This is a genomic window from Kutzneria sp. CA-103260, from assembly GCF_018263855.1.
Taxonomy (GTDB): Bacteria; Actinomycetota; Actinomycetes; order Mycobacteriales; family Pseudonocardiaceae; genus Kutzneria.
This window is the reverse complement of record NZ_CP073318.1, coordinates 4,703,096-4,721,309: the sequence shown is the minus strand read 5'-3', so window position 1 is coordinate 4,721,309 and position 18,214 is coordinate 4,703,096. Positions and strand designations below refer to the sequence as shown.

Sequence of the window (18,214 nt, the reverse complement as noted above, 5' to 3'; positions counted from 1 at the left end):
GTCGATGCACCGCACCCTGATGAACGGCAAGATCCACCGGGCCACCGTGACCCAGGCCGATCTGCACTACGTCGGTTCGCTCACCATCGACGCCGACCTGATGGCCGCCGCCGACATCGTGGAGGGCGAGCGGGTCCAGATCGTCGACATCACCAACGGCGCCCGGCTGGAGACCTACGCCATCACCGGTGAGGCCGGCTCCGGCGTGATCGGTGTCAACGGCGCGGCCGCGCACCTCGTGCACCCCGGCGACCTGGTGATCATCATCACCTACGCCCAGGTCGACGAGGCGGAGCGGGCCGACCACCGGCCGAACGTGGTGCACGTGGACGCCGACAACCGGCAGGTCCACTTCGGTCACGACCCGGCCGAACCGGTGCCGGGGGCGCGGGCCCAGATTTCCGGCCGGCGTTGACCGATCGTGAGTTAAGGTATGCCTACCCTAAGAACTGGCGAGAGGTAACCATGTCCGTGTTTCAAGGTGCCGCCGGGCTGAGCAGGCGCGGATTCCTGGTCGGGGCGGGCGGCGTCGCGGCCGCAATGGCTCTCGCCGCGTGCGGCACTGGCGACAAGTCCACCACCGCCGCGTCCAGCGGCCCGTGGACGTTCACCGACGACCGGGGCCAGAAGGTCTCCCGCGACCAGCGGCCGACCCGGGTCGTGGCCTACGCGAGCTCCGCCGCCGCGCTGTGGGACTACGGCGTGCACCCGGTGGGCGTGTTCGGGCCGCAGAAGACCGCCGACGGCAAGAAGGAGGTTCAGGTCGGCAACGTCGACCTGAACGCCGAGACGTCCATCGGCAACGCCTGGGACGACTTCAGCATGGAGAAGTTCGCCGCGCTCAAGGCCGATCTCGTGGTCACCGGCCTCACCGGCGCCAAGCCCACCGACCTGTGGGTGCTCAAGGACGACCTCGGCGCCAAGGTGCAGGCGATCGCCCCGATCGTCGCGCTGTCCGAGTACAAGGTCACCTGGCCCAAGGTCATGCAGCGGTACGAGGATCTGGCCGTTGCCCTCGGCGGCGACGCCAACTCGGCGGCGATCACCAAGGCCAAGGCCGACTTCCAGCAGGCGTCGGACGATCTGAAGGCCGCCATCAAGGCCAAGCCCGGCCTCAAGGTCCTGGTCGTGTCCAGCGACAAGGACAACCTGTACGTCTGCAAGCCCGAGTTCTTCGCCGACCTGTCGTACTACCGCGATCTGGGCATGGACCTCGTCAACGGCGGCGGCAGCGACGACTACTTCGAGACGCTGAGCTGGGAGCAGGCCGGCAAGTACCCCGCCGACCTGATCCTCACCGACAGCCGCACCTTCGCGTTGTCACGTCAACAGCTCGCGGCCATCCCCACCTGGGCCCAGCTGCCGGCCGTCAAGGCCAACCAGCTCGCGGACTGGTCCACCGAGCCCCGCTTCAACCCGGTGCTCGCCGCACCGGTCATCCAGAAGATGGTCGAGGTCGTCAAGAACGCCCGCACCGACATCGTCGCCTGAGGAGGCCCGCCGTGACCAACCCGTTCGAGGACCAGGACGGCACCTACCTGGTGCTGGTCAACAGCGAGAACCAGCACAGCCTCTGGCCCGTCGCCGTCGACGTGCCCGCCGGCTGGACCACCGTCTTCGGCCCGGACGCCCGCCAGGCCTGCCTGGACTATGTCGAGGCCAACTGGACCGACATGCGGCCCAAGTCCCTCGCCGACGTCATGGATTCCTGACTGTGTTTTTGGCGCCGCCTTCGGCGTCGCGGCTCGGCCCCTCGTGACCGGTGCCTTCCTTAGCCGGATTTCGCCCGCCGCATCGGCTTGGGTGGTGGGTTGCGTCGGGTGGCGGCGGCCGAAATCCGGCGACAGTCCAGGCACCGGCGGGGCCTCGCACTCTCCGGACTAGCACCGCATGACAACGGCCCGCCGAGGGTTCTTCTCGGCGGGCCGTCGCGTTCCGGAGCCGTCCCTCAAGATCATGGGACCCATCCTGGCGTTCAACGTCATGAAGGACCCCTTCATGACGCCGCCGCGAAGATCGAGGGACGAATCCTCTCGTTGAACGTCAGGATGGGGCCCTTCATGACATGAATTAGGGCCGCTGGCCGGACCAAGCGGCCCAGAGTGTGGCGTACCGGCCGTTGGCGGCGACCAATTCCTCGTGGGTGCCGGTCTCTACGACAGAACCGGCGTCCAGGACCACGATGCGGTCGGAGGCGGAGGCCTGGGTCAACCGGTGGGCGACAACCAACGCGGTGCGGCCCTCCAGCGCTGCTGCGGCGGAGGATTCCAGCACTCGGGCGCCGGCGCTGCCGGCGTCGGCGGTGGCCTCGTCGAGGATGGCGATGGGGGGATCGGCCAACACGAGGCGGACCAGGGCCAGCTGCTGGGCCTGGGTGACGGTGAGCTGGTGGCCGCCCTCGCCCACGACGGTGGCCAGGCCGTCGGGCAGACTGTCCACCCAGGACAGTGCGCCGACCTTCTCCAGCGCGGCAAGGAGTTCCGCGTCGGTGGCGGCAGGGTGGGCCAGGCGCAGGTCGTCGGCCAGCGGACCGGCGAAGACGTGCACCTCCTGGCTGATCAACGCCACCATCTGACGAACACCGGTGGGACCGAGCTCGTCCAGGCCGACACCGCCGAGGGTGATGGAGCCGGCGGACGGCCGGTGGATGCCGGCGATCAGCTTGGCCAGGGTGGTCTTGCCGGCCCCGGAAGCGCCGACCAGGGCCACCCGCTCGCCGGGGGCGACGGCCAGGTCGACGTCCCGCAGCACAGGATGTCCGTCCACATAGGAGAAACCGGTGCCGGCGGTCTTCACCGAGGCGTCGACCGGTCGGGCCGGCTGCGAGGGCTCGGCGACCGGGGGCAGATCGGCGACGCCGATGAGCCGGGCCAGGCTGGCGGTGGCGGCCTGGGCGTCGTCGACGAGGGCCAAGGCGGTGGTGATCGGACCGAACAGGCTGTGGAAGTACAGCGCCGCGGCGGTGGCGACGCCGACAGTGACGGCGTTCGCGCCGACGAGCAGGAAACCCATGGCCAGAATGGCCGACAGCCCGACGAACTCGGCGAGGTTGAGCCGGGCGTAGAACCGGGTCACCAGGCGAACCCCTTGCAGGGCAAGGTCGACGGCGCTGCTGGAGCGCTGCCGCACCCGGTCCAGATGGGTGTCGGTGAGCCGGAAGGCCCGCACGGTGGCCGCGCCGCCGATGGTGTCCAGCAGCTGTTGTTGTTGCGTGCCAACGGCTTCACGCTGGCTGGCGTACAGTGGCTTGGCCCGCGGCACATACCAGCGCACGGTCCAGACCTGGATCGGCACAGCCACCAGCGCGGCCAGCAGGAACCGCCAGTCCAGCAGGGCCAGCGCGCCGAGCGTGAGCACGACGGTCAGCACCGACTGTCCCAGCTCGGGCAGCGCCTCGCGGACGGCGTCGGCGACCACCGAGACGTCGTTGGTGACGCGGCTGGTGAGGTCACCGGAGCCGGCCCGTTCGAGCTGGTCGAGCGGCAGACCCAGGGCCCGTTCGACGAAGCGTTCGCGCAGCGTGGCCAGGATGGTCTCGCCCAGTCGGGCGACCAGCGACACGCCGATGGCGGTGGCGATGGCCTGGCCCACGGCGACGAGCACCAGCTCCACCACGGGAGTCACCAGCTCGACAGCCGGCCGGTGCTCGGTGACCAGGTCGACGACCCGGCCCAGCAGGGGAGCGGTGAACCGCCCGATGGCGGTGGCGATCACCAGCATGGCGAACGCCGCCGCGGTCTGGCCCTTGGCCTGGCCCAGCAGTTCGCCGACGACCGCGCGGACGCGGCGCCCGTCGGCGACGGGCAGGAGTTCGCGGGTCATGCCAGCACCGCCGCCTGGTAGTCGGCCCGCACGGCCAGTTCGGCGTGGCTGCCCTGCTCAACGATCCGGCCGCCGTCGAGCAACACGACCCGATCGGTGGCGGACAGCAGGGCTGGACTGGTGGTGACGAGAATTGTTGTGCGCCCACGCCGTAATTGGGCCAGCCCGGCGGCGATTCTGGCCTCGGTGACGGTGTCGACGGCGGTGGTCGGATCGTGCAGCACGAGCACCGGCGCGTCCACGGCGAGGGCTCGGGCCAGCGCGACTCGCTGGCGCTGTCCGCCGGACAGCGACCGTCCCCGCTCGGTGACGGAAGTGCTTACGCCGTCGGGAAGTGCGCTGGCCACCTCGTCCACGGCGGCAGCGGTCAGCGCCTCGTCGGCGAACGGCCCGTTGCCGACGTTCTCGACGATCGTGCCGGCGAACAGGTCGGCGTCGTGCGCGGCCACCAGGACCACCTCCCGGACCCGGCTCGGATCCACAGTGGACAGGTCGACCGAGTCGACAAAAACCTTGCCGTCAGCGGGATCGGCGGCGCGGCCCAGGCAGTCCAGCAGGTCGGTCGCGGCGGCGGCGTCGGTGGCGACCACGCCCAGCAGCTCACCGGGCCGGGCCTCGAACTCGACGTCCCGCAGCGCGCCCCGGCTCAGCCTGTCGACCCGGACGTGACCGGAGGCGGGCACCGGCAGTTCGGCCTCGCCGGCCCCGACCGAGGACGGCGCGTTGAGCACGTCGGCGATGCGCCCGGCCGACGCCCGGCCCTGGGCGAGCTCGCCGTTGACCCACGAGAAGATGGAGAACGGCGTGATCAGGTACTGGGCGAGGCCGACCGCGGCCACCAGGTCGCCGACGCTGATCTGCCCGGCCGCGGCCAGATTGCCGCCGACCAGCGCCACCACCGCGATGAAGATCCCGGTCAGCGCCAGCAGCGCCCCGTTGTGCCAGGCCTGGGCCCGCGCCGCCCGCAGGGTCGCGCGCAGCGAGTCCTGGCTGGTCCGCCGGTAGCGGTCGATCGCCGCCCGCTCGGCCCCGATGCCCTTGAGCACCCGCAGCCCGGCGACCAGATCGGTGGCTACGCCGGAGGCGAAGGCCGACCGTTCCTGTTCGGCCTCGCTACGCCGCTCCAGCGGCTTGCCGATCAGGTGGGCCAGATAGAGCATCGGCGGCGTGCCGAGCAGGACCAGCAGGCCGAGCGGCAGCGACCGGGTGAGCAGGGCGATCGCCGTGACCAGCAGGCCGGCCAGCGCGGCCGCGCCGAACGGCAGCACCTGGTTGACCTGGCCGACCCGCTTGGCGTCCGAGGTGCCGATGCTGACCAGTTCGCCCGCGAGGTTGCCGGCCTCCGCGCCGCCACCGGGGTGCAGCACCCGGCGGGCGATGTCCAGGCGCAGTTCGTGCCCGGCCCTTTCACCCGCCCGCTCGGCGAACCGCGCGCCGTGCCGGTAGCTGGTCGACAGCGCGGCGAACAGCACCCCCAGCACCGCCAGCCACAGCACCAGTGTCAGCACCGAGGCGCCGGCGACGGCCTGGTCGATGATCACGCCGATCACCACCGGCACCAGTGCCTCGCCGCCCTGGTGGCCCGCTGTCAGCAGCGATGCCAACGTCACCGATCGTCGTTGCCCGGCGATCGAACGGCGGAGGACTTCCCGTCCGGTCGTGCTCACCCGCGCCTCCCTGTCCCTGTCGTGGGTAAGGTAAGGCTAGACTAAGTGAGCAGCCCGCGAACATGGCCAGCTGGCGACTCTGGGTGAGCGTGCCGCATTCGCCGCGCCGTGTTGGGGGGTGCAGGGGGGCGAAGCCCGCCCTGCCTGGGGGTGTGGGGCGCGAGCCCCACAAAACACGGCAAGCGAGGTGGCGGGCGCGTCAGCGTTCCCGCACACCTCGCCCACTCGCTTGTGGGGCGCGAGCCCCACAAAATACAGCGAGCGAGGTGGCGGGCGCGTCAGCGTTCCCGCACACCTCGCCCACTTGCCAGGGCACACCTCACCCCATTCAGCCGTTAGCTGCTTGGAAACGGGTCACCAGTTCGGCGGGGATGCGGCCGCGGTCGGAGATCTTCTCGCCCTGGCTGCGCGCCCATTCCCGGATGGCCTGGTTCTGCGCCTTGTCGCCGGTTCGGCCGGTGGGCCGACCGATCGCGCGCTGCTTGCGGCCACCCACCCTGCGTGCGCTGTCCACATAGGTCGACAGCGTTTCTCGCAGTCGTTTCGCGTTCTCCGTGGACAGATCGATGCTGTACTCGATGCCGTCGAGGCCGAATGCGACGCTCTCGGAGGCAACACCGCCGTCCAGATCGTCGACGAGTTCGACGATCGTCTTCTGTGCCATCGTTGCTCCACCTGACGTATGCCAATATTCCAAGCTCGATTCCCACGGTATCGCACGGCCGGCGGTTTCGGGGCGGACTCGCCGACTGAATACCACGGATAGGTGCATGCGTTGGTCTGACAGCAATGCGCCATTCGACGTCCATATTGCCGCCGCCGGGCAGGTCGTCTATGTTGGTATACCAGATACCAACGAGAAGGGGCGGTCATGCTGGAGGACGTCAAGAGGGCGCTGCGCGCCGTGGTGATGATCACCGTCACCCCGTTCGACGGCGCCGGGCAGATCGACGGCCCCGGCTACCGGTCGGTGCTGCGGCGGACCCTGGACGCGGGGATCGACGTGGTCACCCCGAACGGCAACACCAGCGAGTTCTACTCGCTCACCGCCGTCGAGCGGGACCAGGCGCTGGCGTTGACCGTCCAGGAGGCCACGGGCCGGGCACTGGTGGTCGCCGGCGTCGGCTACGACGTGCGGACCGCCGTGGACTCGGCGGTCTCCGCGCGCGCCGCCGGCGCCGGCGCGGTGATGGTGCACCAGCCGGTGCACCCGTATCTGTCGGCCGCCGGCTGGGTCGACTACCACCGGGCCGTCGCCGAGGCGGTGCCGGAGCTCGGTCTCGTCTGCTATCTGCGCAGCCCGCACATCCCGGCCGGCGCGCTGGCCGAGCTGGCCCGGGTCGCCCCCAACTTCGTCGGCGTCAAGTACGCCGTGCCCGACCCGGTCGCCTTCGGCCAGGCCGTCACGGTGGTCGAGGACGCCGCCGGCGCCGACCGGCTGGCCTGGATCTGCGGCCTGGCCGAGACCTGGGCCCCGTTCTTCTGGCCGGTCGGCGCCGAGGGATTCACCTCCGGCCTGGCCAACGTGACCCCGGAGTTGTCGCTGCGGCTGCTCGCAGCGCTGCGCACCGACCACAACGCCGCCCGCGACCTGTGGCGGTTGCTCAAGCCGTTCGAGGACCTGCGCGCGGCCAACGGCAGCGCCGACAACGTCACCGTGGTCAAGGAGGCGCTGGCCCAGCTCGACCTGTGCGGCCGGACCGTGCGCCCGCCGATCAGCGAGCTGCCGGCCGCCGGTCAGGCCGAGGTGGCCGCCTGGCTCAAGGCGGTCAGCTCGGGAAGTTGATGTGGCCGACGATGGAGTCGGCCTGGACGAGGTGCCCGGTGATATCGCCGATGACGACGTTGCCGCCACGGTTCGCCCGGGGCCCGAACAACACCTCGGGCCACAGCGTGTCGAGCAGGATCGCGAATGCGCCGCCCTGGTCGTAAACGGCCTTCAGGCCGTCGGCCAGGGCCTCGGCCAGCGGAATCCGGTCGTCGTCGCCGGCGGCGCGGGCCGCGTCCAGGGCGTCGCCGAGATTGGGCGCGGAACGGGCCGCCTTCTCCAGCGCGGCCAGGGCCGGCGAATCGGCGTCTTGGACGTGCTCGATGAGCGCCGCCGCGACGGACAGCATCCACATGTCGGCCATCGGTGTCCCCCCGAAAAGCGCCGCTCGGACGGGGAAGATTAACACGGAAGAATTGCCGGTCAACGCCCTGAGTCGAACGGACCAGCGAGCTGGGCCGTCGAGGCCGCGACTTCCACCGCGCGCTGTCCGGACAGTTCTATGTGCCGGCGGGTCAGCCGCTGCGCGGATTCGGCGTCGCCGGCCGCCACGGCCTCCAGGATCCGTTCGTGTTCGACGTGTTCCTCACGCCAGGTCGGCCAGTGCGGCCACAACAGGCTCACCGCCGCCAACGCGGCCAGATCCCTTACGCCGTCCAGACTGCCCACCACGAATTCGTTGCCGCAACCGGCGTAGAGGGCCCGGTGGAAGTCCCGGTTGGCCACGCTGAGCTCGCCGTGGTCCACGGTGTCCAGGCTGCCCGCCGACCGGGCCAGCGCCGCCCGCGCCTGAACCACCGCGTCGTCGTTGCCCAGCCGGGTCGTCGCGGCCACGGCCCAGGGCTCCAGCAGCAGCCGGACCTCCTGGATCTTGCGCAGGTCGTCGGCGTCCAGCAGCCGCACCGAGGTGCCGCGGGTCGGGGTCAGCACAACCAGGCCGCTGGCCGCCAGCATGATCAGCGCTTCCCGCACCGGCGTCTTGGACACGCCCAGCTCGGCCGCCAGCCGGCGCTCGACCAGCGTGTCCCCGGGCCGGATCCGGCCGGCCAGGATGGCCGACCGGATGGCCTCGGCCACCAGATCGGCCCGGCTGGACACCGGGCTGAGCGGGCTCAACCCCAGTGACGGCAGCGCCGGCCGGACCCCCTCCAACGACATCAGGACTCCAGCGAGATCAGAACTTGAGCAGCCGCTTGCGCCGGGCGGCCATCGCCTGCACGGCCCGCCGTCGCTCGTCGCGCAGCTTCTCGATCACCGGGATGTCCAGCGGGGCCAGCGGCTCGCCGACCGCCCAGCTCAGCAGCAGATCCGCGAACGCCGGGTTGCGGGCCAGCACCGGGCCGTGCATGTAGGTGCCGACCACGTGCCCGGCGTACGCCCCGTCGGCCCCGTCGCCGTTGCCCGTGCCGTAGACGACCTTGGACAGCGGCCGCGATCCCGGGCCGACCTGGGTGTGCCCCTGGTGGTTCTCGAAGCCGGTCATGGACGCCTGCAGCAGCGCCGGGTCCGGCGTGGTCAGCAGCTCGCCGACGGCCCGGGCCCCGGTGCCGGGCGTGGTCCGCACGTCCAGCATGCTGAGGCCGCGGTGGGTGACGCCGTCGGTGCCGGTGAAGTCGTGGCCCAGGATCTGCAGGCCGGCGCAGATGGCCAGCACGACCGCGCCGCGGGAGGCCGCCTCCTGCATGCCCGGGTTGGCGGTCAGGTGCGAGACGGCCAGCGTCTGCGCCCGGTCCTCGCCGCCGCCCAGCAGGTAGAAGTCCAGGGAGTTGGGCACGGTCTCGCCGACCGCGAGGTCCACGATCTCGGCCTTGTAGCCGCGCCACTGCAACCGCTTCTCCAGCACGGTGGCGTTGCCGGAGTCGCCGTAGGTGCCCAGCACGTCCGGCAGCACCAGGCCGATGCGCACGACAGAGTCACGAACCATTGCTCAACCCCGTCTTCAGGTCCCGGAACGCGGTGTAGTTGGCCACCAGCTCGATGGGGCCGGGCGGCATCGAGTCGATCGCCTGGTAGGGATCGGGGAGGTAGGTGTGGGCCACGTCGGCGTAGGTCAGCCGCACGGCCAGGTCGGCCGACCGCTCGCCGGTGGCGATGACGGTCCGGCCCCGCAGCCGCTCGAACGGCACGTCCCACAGCCACGACTTGTCCCGGCCGTCGGCCTCCCGGCCGTTGATCGCGATGATGATCGGGTGGTCCGGGCTCTTGGCCAGCAGCGGCAGCGTCTCGGCCCAGCCGGCCGGGTTCTTGGCCAGCAGCAGCCGCACCACCCGCTCGTTGCGGGTCAGCGTGGTGTAGCGGCCGCCGACGCCGGTGATGGTGCGGATCCGCTCCAGCGCCGGCCGCAGCGGCACGCCCAGGTGGGTCGAGGCGGCCAGGGCCAGGGTGGCGTCGGCCTCGTTGGCGCTGCCCGGCAGCCGCAGGTTCAGCTCGAACGACTCGCCGTCCGGGCTGGTCATCTTGCCGTCCACCACCGACCAGGTCGGGGTGGGGCGGGCGAAGCCGCAGTCGCAGTACCAGTCGGTGGCGCCGCCGTGCACCCGCATGCCGCAGCGCGGGCACGAGGTCGAGTCGCCGCGCCAGTTGCCGCCGGCGCTGACCCAGATCACGCTGGGGGAGTCGATGGCGGCCGAGGTGACCAGCACGTCGTCGCAGTTGGCGACCACGGTGGTGGTGCGCAGCCGGGAGATGGCGGTGCGCAGGTTGCGCTCGGTGTGCCGGACCTCGCCGACCCGGTCCATCTGGTCCCGGCTCAGGTTCAGCAGCACGATCACCGCCGGCTGCACCGCGTCGGCGATCTTCGGCAGGTAGTTCTCGTCGATCTCCAGCACGCCGACCGGCGCGGTCTGGTCGGTGGACAGCGCCGCGACCAGACCGTCGGGCATGTTGGCGCCGGTGTGGTTGGTGGCCACCGGGGCGATCACGCTCATCGCCTTGGCCAGCATCATGGTCGTGGTGGTCTTGCCGTTGGTGCCGGTGACCAGCGCGACCGTGCGCCCCTGGGACAGCGTGCCCAGGGCGTTGGGGTCCAGTGCCAGCGTCACGCGGCCGCCGATGATGCCGCCGGCGCGGCCGGCCGCCTTGGACAGCCGGGAGGCCAGGTTGCCGGCCTTCACCGCCGCCGCCGTTCTGGTCGGCAGGTCGCCACCCAGGTGGCTGGACGACACGTCCAGTCCGCTGCTCCTCGGATCCATCGGCCACCCATCAGTCGACAGCAAGATCTTAAGTAGTTCTCAGACTACGTGTTTCAGGGCGTGCTACCGGCACCGGGGTTCCCCGGACACACCACGGGGCCCGCACAGCACCATGGTGCCACGCGAGCCCCGAGAAGCCCTGCTCCAACCCGCCGGAATCAGCTGACGGGTCAGGCCCGCACGGTCATCCACTTGCGCATGGAGTGCTCGACCAGCGTGATCAGCGTCTGCTTGGTCGACTCCCGGTTACGGGCGTCACACGTCACGATCGGCACCGACTGGTCGATGGTCAACGCCTCGCGCACATCGTCGATCCGGTGGTGCAACATGCCGTCGAAGCAGTTCACCGCCACCACGTACGGCAGCTGCCGGTCGTCGAAGAAGTCGATCGACGCGAACGCGTCGGCCAACCGCCGGGTGTCCACCAGCACCACCGCGCCGATCGCACCCCGCACCAGGTCGTCCCACATGAACCAGAACCGGTGCTGACCGGGCGTGCCGAACAGGTACAGAATCAGGTCGCTGTCCAAGGACACGCGACCGAAGTCCATCGCCACCGTGGTGGTGACCTTGTTCGGCGTGGCCGAGAGATCGTCCACGCCCAGACTGGCCTCGGTCATCACCGCCTCGGTCGTCAACGGCACGATCTCGGACACCGACCCCACGAACGTCGTCTTGCCGACACCGAAACCGCCGGCCACCACGATCTTCGCCGACGTCGTCGCCTGCCGGGCGACCTGCGCGCCCCGGCCCTGTCCAGATTCCACTCGGCTCCAGCCCTCTAGAACCGCCGCGTCGCTCACCTGCGCGCCGCGGCCAACTGCAACTGCTCCCGCAGCTCGGGGGTGAGCTGCTGGCCGACCCGTTCCACCAGCCTGGCCATGGCGTACCCGACCAGTCCGATCTCGCAGCCGGGCGCCGCGAGCACCGCGAGGCACGACCCGTCGCTGATGGACATCAGGAAAAGATACCCGCGCTCCATTTCGACGACCGTTTGGTTCACACTTCCGGCCTCGAAGCAGCGTGCGGCGCCGGCCGTGAGGCTGATCAGACCAGAGGAAACGGCGGCCAGCTGCTCCGCCCGGTCGCGCGGCAGACCCTCCGTCGAGCACAGCACCAGGCCGTCCGCGGAGACCACGACGGCGTGCGCCACGCCGGCCACCCGGTCGACGAAGTCGTCGATGAGCCAACTGAAGTCGGCGATCTGCTGGTCGGACGCGGTGCTCACGACTGCTCCTTGCCTTGCTCAGACTGCTTGTCGTCCCTGGGCGGCACCTGGTAGCCGGCGTCGATGGCCTCGTCGGGGGCGGCCGAAGGGGCGGAGTGCCGGCCGAGGCTGACACCGTGCTGGTACGTGGACATCCGGTTGCGCAGGGCGTCGGGCGAGCGGCGGGGCATCGCCGGCGCGGTGCCCCGGGCCGGTTGGGCCTGCGGCCGGGGCGTGGCCGAGCCCGGCACCAGCTGCGACTTCGGCACCCGCTTGGGCAGGCCGGCCTCGGTGACCGTCTCCGGCTCGCGGGCCAGCAGCGTGTTGGCGGCGGCCCAGCCCTCGTCGCCGGCCGAGCGCCAGCCGTTGCCGGTGGCGGTCGCCGCGGGCTCGGCCGGGGCCGGCTTGTTCGGTTTCAGGGCCTCCGTGGCCGGCTCGGCGTCCTCCTCGCGGGGCGCCGGCACTGCGGTCTCGGACTCCTCGACCGGTGCCTTGTCGACCGCGGCGTCGTCGGCGGGGGAGCTCTCGACCGGGGTGTCCTTGGCCTGTGTGTCCTTGGCCGGGGTGCTCTTGGTCGGGGTGCTCTTGGTCGCCGCGGCCTCGTCGGAGGCCGACGAGAACCACTGCGACAGGACTTCCTGGTAGATCGGCAGCCGCTCGGTGGGCGGGTCGTCGTAGTCGAAGCGCCGCTGCGGCGTCGGCCACGGCTCCACGCTGGTCGCCGGCGTCACCTCCGGCTCGGCCGGGGCGGTCTTGCGGCGCGGCGCGAACAGGTCGACCGACTCGGTCACCTCGGGCTCGACCGGGCGGTGCGTGACGATCGGCGGCAGCTGGCCCGGGGCCCACTTGGGCAGGCCGACGATGTCCTGCGGCAGGTCCGGCTCGGGCAGGGGAGTGCGCTGGGTGGCGGCGGCGGCCACGGTCGGCGGGGCCGCGGGCGGCGGCGGCACGGCCTCGGCCACGTCCACCAGCGTCGCCGGCACGATCACCTGCGCGGTGACGCCGCCGTCGATGTCGGCGTTGTCCCGCAGCCGGACCTTGATGTCGTGCCGCTTGGCCAGCTGCGCCACCACGAACAGGCCCATCTGCCGGGCCGCCGTGACGTCCACCTCGCCTGGCTCGGCCAGCCGCTCGTTGGCCGCCGTCAGATCGGCCTCGGGCATGCCGACGCCGCGGTCGTGGATCTCGATGGCCAGCTCGCCGCGGCGCATCCGGGCCGACCGCACCGTGACCTTGCTGGACGGCGGGGAGAAGGCGGTGGCGTTGTCCAGCAGCTCGGCGATCAGGTGGGTGATGTCGTTGACGGCGCGGCTCTGGATGGTCAGGTCCGGCGCCGGCGCCACCTGCACCCGGGCGTACTTCTCCACCTCGGACACGGCCCCGCCGAGCACCTCGGAGACCGGCACCGGCTTGGTCACCCGGCGGGTCAGCGTGGTTCCGGCCAGCACCAGCAGGTTCTCGCTGTTGCGGCGCATCTGGGTGGCCAGGTGGTCCAGCTCGAACAGGCTGGCCAGCTGGTCCGGATCCTGCTCCTCCTGCTCCAGCCGGTCGATCACGCTGATCTGCCGCTCCACCAACGCCTGGCTGCGCCGCGACAGGTTGACGAACATCGCGTTCACGTTGCCGCGCAGGGCCGCCTGCTCGGTGGCCAGCCGCACGGCCTCCCGCTGCACGGCGTCGAAGGCGCGGGCGACCTGGCCGACTTCTTCGGTGGTGTGCACCGGAACCGGCTCCACGGCCTCGCCTTCGGCCTCGCGGTCGCGCAGGATGCGCTCGATCGCCGCCGGCAGCTTGACGCGGGCCACTTCCAGCGCGCTGCGACGCAGCACCCGCAACGGAATCACCATCGAACGGGCGACGATCACCGTGAGCGCCAACGCGATCAGCAGCGCCACGATCACCAGCGCGCCGTCCCGGAACGCGGCGCCGCGGGCCCCTCGGATCAGGCCGGTGATGGCATCGTTGGCCTGCTGCTGGATCTGCCCGATCACCTTGCTGAACAGGGAAGCGGTCGTGGTGGTCAGCGTCTGCACGTCGGGAGCCCGCACGGAGACCGCGCCGCCGCCCTCGCCGGACTGCACGAGAGCCAGCTGCACCACGCGGTTGCGCTCGTCGACGTCCGGACCGCTGACGGTGTCCTGCAGCAGCTGGCGGTTGTCGGCGCTGGCGGCGTTGGTGAAGTCCTCGAGGTCGGCGCCGTAGCGGGCCTGCGCGGCCCGCAGCTGGTCGACCAGATCCGGCGCGAACTCCTTGTGCAGCGCGGCGGAGACCACGATGCTGCTCTGCAGCCGCAGCTGCTCCTTGGCGTCGGTCAGGGCCTGCACCGAAGTGTCCAAAGGGGACAGTCGAGGGTGACTCACGTTGGTGGCCGTGACCCGGACGATCTGCAGCAGCGAGTCGATGATCTCGGTGTACGAGGTGAGCGCGGCGGTGTCCGGCAGCCGGGTGGTCAGCGAGCTGTTGCGCAGCGCGGAAAGCCCGTCCAGCTCCTCCAGCGCCTTGTCGACCGCGTCGTGCACCGCACCGGTCACGCTGACCTGGTTGTCGTCGTTGCGCAGCGTGTCGATGGCCGCGTCCACCGGCCCGAACTTCGGCGACTGGTCGGCCCGGCCGCCGGCGATGTAGGCCACGATGCCGTCGCGCTCGGCCTGCAGCAGGTCGACCACCTGGGCCGCGTGGCCGGCCACCGCCAGTTGCTGGCGCTCGTCGCCGTACTGGCGGGCGTCGTCGAGCTGGCTGGACAGCCGCAGCCCGGCCAGGGTCAGCGTGCTCAGCGCCGGCACCAGCAGGATGACCACCAGCTTGCGGCCCAGCTTCCAGTTGCGCAGCCGCCACCCGGCGCTCGAACCGTTCCGCCCGCGCTGGTCGGACACAGCCTCCCCGGCCGCACCACGCACGGTCAGCACTCCCCCACGGTTCGTCCACTCCATCGCCGAAGGTGGATCTTGGAGTGCTTCAGGATCATTCCGTACCGCCGATCGGAGTACTGGAGAGGACGGTCACGCGCATGGTGGTGCCTTCGGGCCAATGTGATCAAGCATTTGGGGGTCTGGACGGCGGCGGTCGCCGGTCGGGATGATCCTGCACCGTGAAGGGGCGGTGACGTCCGGTAGTGGTGCCGGGGCCGGGGGGAAGGAAATTGGCATCTACCGCAAATCCTCACTCCTCCCGGTGTCATCCGCGTCCATGATTGAATCACGCAGGGTGTTCGATCGGCTACGGTGGTCGCCGTTCCGGGTCAGGTCTGCCCGTGAATGGGTCATTCCCTTCACAACCGCACCCCGAGCTCCACTCAAAACTGTTGATTAAAGGAGAGTCCTCGATGGCTACCCGCGCCACTCGCTGGGCCGCCGTGTTCGCCGTGACCGTTCTCGCCACTTCCGGCTGCAGCCTGCTCAACGGCGGGTCGGCCGACACCGGCGCGCCGGCCGCGGGCCACACCAAGATCAACGTGGGCATCATCGCCACGGTCGATGACGCGCCGGTCAAGCTGGCCCAGGCCAAGGGCTACTTCGGCGAGGAGGGGCTGGACGCCACCGTCAAGGTCTATCCCTCCGTGACCCAGACCATGCCGGCGCTGCAGTCCGGCGAGATCGACGTCACGCTGATGAACTACGTCTCGTTCTTCCAGGCCGAGGCGGCCAAGACGCTGGACGGCAAGGTCGTCTCCGACGCCTACCAGGGCACCCCCGACTCCCTGGTGCTGCTGGCCAAGCCCGACTCCGGCATCCGCACGCCCAAGGACCTGGCCGGCAAGAAGGTCTCCGTGCACTCCAAGGGCAACATCGTGGAGCTGCTGATCAAGGCCGTGCTGCAGGACAACGGCGTGGACCCGAACTCGGTGAGCTACCTGGAGGTGAAGTTCCCGCAGATCCCGGCCGCGCTGGCCAACGGCCAGATCGACGCCGGCGGCGACCTGGAGCCGTACATCACGCAGGGTGAGCAGCAGTTCGGCGTGCAGCCCACGTTCAAGATCGTGACCGGCGCCACCGACAACATCCCGCTGTCCGGCTACGTGGCCACCAACAAGTGGATCAACGCCCACCCCGACAGCGTGGCGGCTTTCCAGCGGGCCATGGTGAAAGCCCAGAAGGCGGCGGCCGACCGCAGCGCCATCAGCTCCGTGCTGCCCGACCTGACCGGCGTGGACAAGCAGACCTCGACGCTGCTCAAGCTGGGCATCTTCCCGACCTCGGTGGACGCCACCCGGTTGCAGCGCGTGGTCACCCTGATGAAGACCTACGGCTATCTGCAGCAGTCGATGGACGTGAGCGGTCTCGTCGTGCCGACACCGAACAGCTGATCCGCCGTGCCCCCGTTCGTCCGCAAATTCGCCGGTCTGGTCGGCTTCCTGGTGTTGTGGGAGGCCGCCAGCCGGTTGGGGCTGGTCGACGCCCGTGTGCTGCCGCCGCCCTCGCAGGTGCTGCTGCGGTTCGCGTTGCTGTTCACCGACCAGCACTTCGTCGCCGACGTCGTCTCCACCGTGTTGTCGTGGCTGATCGCCCTGCTGTGCGCGACGGTCATCGGCGTCGGGCTCGGCATACTGTTCGGCTCGGTGCCGGCATTGCGGTTGATCAGCATGCCGGTGGTGGAGTTCCTGCGGCCGCTGCCCGCGGTGGCGCTGATCCCGCTGGCCATCGCCCTGCTCGGCACCCAGGCCCAGACCAAGATCGTGCTGGCCGCTTTCGCCGCCACCTGGCCGATCCTGCTCAACACCAGCTACGCGCTCGGCGAGGTCGACCCGCGGCTGGTGGAGACCGCGCGGTGCTTCCGGGTCAGCCGGTGGCGGCTGCTGACCGGCGTGACCCTGCCCAGCATCGGGCCGTTCGTGCTGACCGGCGTGCGGATCTCCGCCTCCATCACGCTGATCGCCGTGGTGGGCACCGAGTTTCTCGCCGGCGGCAGCATCGGGTTGGGGCAATACGCGTTCATCCAGGGCACCAGCGGCGGCCGAATGGACGTGGTGCTGGCCGCCACCGTGTTCGCCGGCCTGTTCGGTTGTCTGGTGAACGCCGGATTCCTGGCCGCGCAACGACGTTGGGTGTCGTGGGGCAGTGGGGAGGTGGCGGCGTGAAAACCTGGCTGCGCGTTGTTGTCCTTCTCGGCGCCCTTGTCGTGTGGCAATTGGTGACACTCGCCGTCGGCAATCCTTACTTTCCGCCCCCGTCGCGAATCGCCGAGGCGGCCGTTCGGCTGTGGCCGTCCGACCATTTCCTGGACGATGTGCTGCCCAGTCTGCTGCGGGTGCTCGGCGGGTGGGCCGCCGCTTGCGTGCTCGGCATTGTCGCCGGCGTGGCGCTGGGCCGTTCCCGGACCGCCGCCGACTACTTCGAGTACGTGTTCACCTTCCTGCGCACGCTGCCGCCGCCGCTGCTGGTGCCGGTGTTCATGCTGATCTTCGGCATCAGCACCGAGATGGAGGTGGCCACCATCGTGTTCGGGGCGGTGTGGCCGGTGCTGCTCAACGCCGTCGACGGCGCCCGCTCGGTCGACCCCGTCATGGCCGACACCGCCCGCGTGTTCCGCTTTTCCCGTTTCCGCTGGATTTCCGGCGTCGTGCTGCCCGCCGCCGGACCGAAGATCTTCGCCGGGCTGCGGGTGAGCCTGTCCATCGCGCTGATCCTGATGGTGATCTCCGAGGCGGTCGGGGCCACCAGCGGCATCGGATACCAGTTGGGCACCGCCCAGGGCGCGGCCGACCTGCCCGGGATGTGGTCGTGGATCGCCTTGATCAGCCTGCTCGGATACCTACTCAACAGGGGGTTGCTCGCCGTGGAGCACGGGGCGCTGGCCTGGAGCCGGCCGTGAGCATGCTGGAAGTGGCCGGGCTGGGCCACACCTACGGTTCCCATGACGCTCTGCGGGACGTCTCCTTCGCCGTCGAGCCGGGGGAACTCGTCTGCATCGTCGGGCCTTCCGGCTGCGGCAAGTCCACCCTGCTGCGCTGCGTCTCCGGGCTGCTGCCGCCCTCCCAGGGCATCGTCACCCTGCACGGCGACCAGGTTTCCGGCGTGCCGTCCGATCTCGCCGTCGTCTTCCAGGACTACAGCCGTTCCCTGCTGCCGTGGAAAACCGTCGCCGCCAACGTCGAGTTCCCGCTGCGGGACCGCGGTCTGTCCACTGTGGAACGCCGCTCCCGGGTCTCGGAGGCCCTCGAGTGGGTGGGTCTGTCTGCCGCCGCCGGGAAGCATCCCTTTGAGCTGTCCGGCGGAATGCAGCAGCGGGTCTCCATCGCCCGGGCGCTGGCCTACCGTCCGGCTTTGATGCTCATGGACGAGCCCTTCGCCTCTGTCGACGCCCAGACCCGGGCCGACCTGGAGGACCTCGTGCTCAAGGTCCGCGCCTCCGCCGGCATGACCGTCCTGCTCGTCACCCACGACATCGACGAGAGCGTCTACCTCGCCGACCGGGTCCTCGTCCTGTCACCCTCACCGGCCACCGTCGTGGAGACCCTGAAGGTCGACCTCCCCGCACCCCGCGACCAGATCACCACCCGCGGCAGCGAGTCCTTCGTCCACCTCCGCACCGAAATCGCCCGCCTGATCCGCCACTGACACCT

The 18,214-nt window shown here is 70.5% G+C and carries 18 protein-coding genes; 8 read left to right on the top strand and 10 right to left on the bottom strand.

Annotation, left to right across the window (positions count from 1 at the left end; translation table 11 throughout):
- Positions 1-4 precede the first annotated feature (4 nt).
- From panD to JJ691_RS20340, 3 genes are read left to right on the top strand one after another with little or no spacing between them, the layout of a single operon-like run.
- The gene (gene panD, locus JJ691_RS20350) at positions 5-415 is read left to right on the top strand and encodes an aspartate 1-decarboxylase (protein ID WP_211770318.1); all 411 of its coding nucleotides are present in this window, start codon (positions 5-7) and stop codon (positions 413-415) included.
- A 50-nt stretch (positions 416-465) separates the two neighbouring features.
- The gene (locus JJ691_RS20345) at positions 466-1,491 is read left to right on the top strand and encodes an ABC transporter substrate-binding protein (protein WP_211770317.1); all 1,026 of its coding nucleotides are present in this window, start codon (positions 466-468) and stop codon (positions 1,489-1,491) included.
- Positions 1,492-1,502: 11 nt separating this feature from the next.
- A complete protein-coding gene (locus JJ691_RS20340; protein WP_211770316.1) occupies positions 1,503-1,712 on the top strand; it encodes an MbtH family protein in 210 nt (69 codons plus the stop codon).
- Positions 1,713-2,070: 358 nt separating this feature from the next.
- Here the strand turns inward: JJ691_RS20340 and JJ691_RS20335 are convergent, their stop codons facing one another.
- The 3 genes from JJ691_RS20335 to JJ691_RS20325 all read right to left on the bottom strand — a co-directional run bounded on the left by JJ691_RS20335 (position 2,071) and on the right by JJ691_RS20325 (position 6,153).
- Complete coding sequence (locus JJ691_RS20335) at positions 2,071-3,822, bottom strand: ABC transporter ATP-binding protein (RefSeq protein ID WP_211770315.1); 1,752 nt, start codon at positions 3,820-3,822, stop codon at positions 2,071-2,073.
- Complete coding sequence (locus tag JJ691_RS20330) at positions 3,819-5,489, bottom strand: ABC transporter ATP-binding protein (protein ID WP_211770314.1); 1,671 nt, start codon at positions 5,487-5,489, stop codon at positions 3,819-3,821. The genes JJ691_RS20335 and JJ691_RS20330 overlap by 4 nt, the downstream gene beginning before the upstream one ends.
- A 328-nt stretch (positions 5,490-5,817) precedes the next feature.
- Entirely contained in the window at positions 5,818-6,153 is a 336-nt protein-coding gene (locus JJ691_RS20325) for a histone-like nucleoid-structuring protein Lsr2 (RefSeq protein ID WP_211770313.1), read from the bottom strand.
- Between the two features lie 207 nt (positions 6,154-6,360).
- Between JJ691_RS20325 and JJ691_RS20320 the strand changes: the two genes are divergently transcribed.
- Positions 6,361-7,275, top strand: coding sequence for a dihydrodipicolinate synthase family protein (locus tag JJ691_RS20320; protein ID WP_211770312.1), 915 nt, complete (start codon positions 6,361-6,363; stop codon positions 7,273-7,275).
- On the opposite strand, the gene JJ691_RS20315 is transcribed toward JJ691_RS20320, so the two are convergent.
- The 7 genes from JJ691_RS20315 to JJ691_RS20285 form a co-directional block, all read right to left on the bottom strand.
- Positions 7,259-7,621 carry a hypothetical protein gene (locus JJ691_RS20315; protein WP_211770311.1) on the bottom strand — a complete coding sequence of 121 codons (363 nt, stop codon included), beginning with the start codon at positions 7,619-7,621 and terminating at the stop codon, positions 7,259-7,261. The genes JJ691_RS20320 and JJ691_RS20315 overlap by 17 nt on opposite strands.
- A gap of 59 nt (positions 7,622-7,680) precedes the next feature.
- On the bottom strand, positions 7,681-8,415 hold the full coding sequence (locus JJ691_RS20310) for a GntR family transcriptional regulator (protein ID WP_211770310.1): 735 nt from the start codon (positions 8,413-8,415) through the stop codon (positions 7,681-7,683).
- Positions 8,416-8,431: 16 nt separating this feature from the next.
- Complete coding sequence (locus JJ691_RS20305; RefSeq protein ID WP_211770309.1) at positions 8,432-9,181, bottom strand: type 1 glutamine amidotransferase; 750 nt, start codon at positions 9,179-9,181, stop codon at positions 8,432-8,434.
- A complete protein-coding gene (locus JJ691_RS20300) occupies positions 9,171-10,448 on the bottom strand; it encodes a DUF1727 domain-containing protein (protein ID WP_211770308.1) in 1,278 nt (425 codons plus the stop codon). The genes JJ691_RS20305 and JJ691_RS20300 overlap by 11 nt, the downstream gene beginning before the upstream one ends.
- A gap of 170 nt (positions 10,449-10,618) precedes the next feature.
- A complete protein-coding gene (locus JJ691_RS20295; RefSeq protein ID WP_184857611.1) occupies positions 10,619-11,215 on the bottom strand; it encodes a GTP-binding protein in 597 nt (198 codons plus the stop codon).
- Between the two features lie 32 nt (positions 11,216-11,247).
- A complete protein-coding gene (locus JJ691_RS20290; protein ID WP_211770307.1) occupies positions 11,248-11,676 on the bottom strand; it encodes a roadblock/LC7 domain-containing protein in 429 nt (142 codons plus the stop codon).
- On the bottom strand, positions 11,673-14,561 hold the full coding sequence (locus JJ691_RS20285) for a sensor histidine kinase (RefSeq protein ID WP_211770306.1): 2,889 nt from the start codon (positions 14,559-14,561) through the stop codon (positions 11,673-11,675). The genes JJ691_RS20290 and JJ691_RS20285 overlap by 4 nt, the downstream gene beginning before the upstream one ends.
- A 416-nt stretch (positions 14,562-14,977) precedes the next feature.
- Between JJ691_RS20285 and JJ691_RS20280 the strand changes: the two genes are divergently transcribed.
- Genes JJ691_RS20280 through JJ691_RS20265 form a run of 4 tightly spaced genes read left to right on the top strand, consistent with a single transcriptional unit; the run spans position 14,978 to position 18,209 of the window.
- Positions 14,978-15,958 (top strand): ABC transporter substrate-binding protein, encoded by a 981-nt coding sequence (locus JJ691_RS20280; protein ID WP_211770305.1) that lies wholly within the window; start codon positions 14,978-14,980, stop codon positions 15,956-15,958.
- Between the two features lie 6 nt (positions 15,959-15,964).
- Positions 15,965-16,729: an ABC transporter permease gene (locus JJ691_RS20275; protein ID WP_211770304.1), complete on the top strand. Its 765-nt coding sequence runs from the start codon at positions 15,965-15,967 to the stop codon at positions 16,727-16,729.
- A complete protein-coding gene (locus tag JJ691_RS20270; protein ID WP_249228063.1) occupies positions 16,726-17,463 on the top strand; it encodes an ABC transporter permease in 738 nt (245 codons plus the stop codon). The genes JJ691_RS20275 and JJ691_RS20270 overlap by 4 nt, the downstream gene beginning before the upstream one ends.
- 2 nt (positions 17,464-17,465) lie before the next feature.
- Positions 17,466-18,209 (top strand): ABC transporter ATP-binding protein, encoded by a 744-nt coding sequence (locus JJ691_RS20265; protein ID WP_211771599.1) that lies wholly within the window; start codon positions 17,466-17,468, stop codon positions 18,207-18,209.
- Positions 18,210-18,214: the final 5 nt, after the last annotated feature.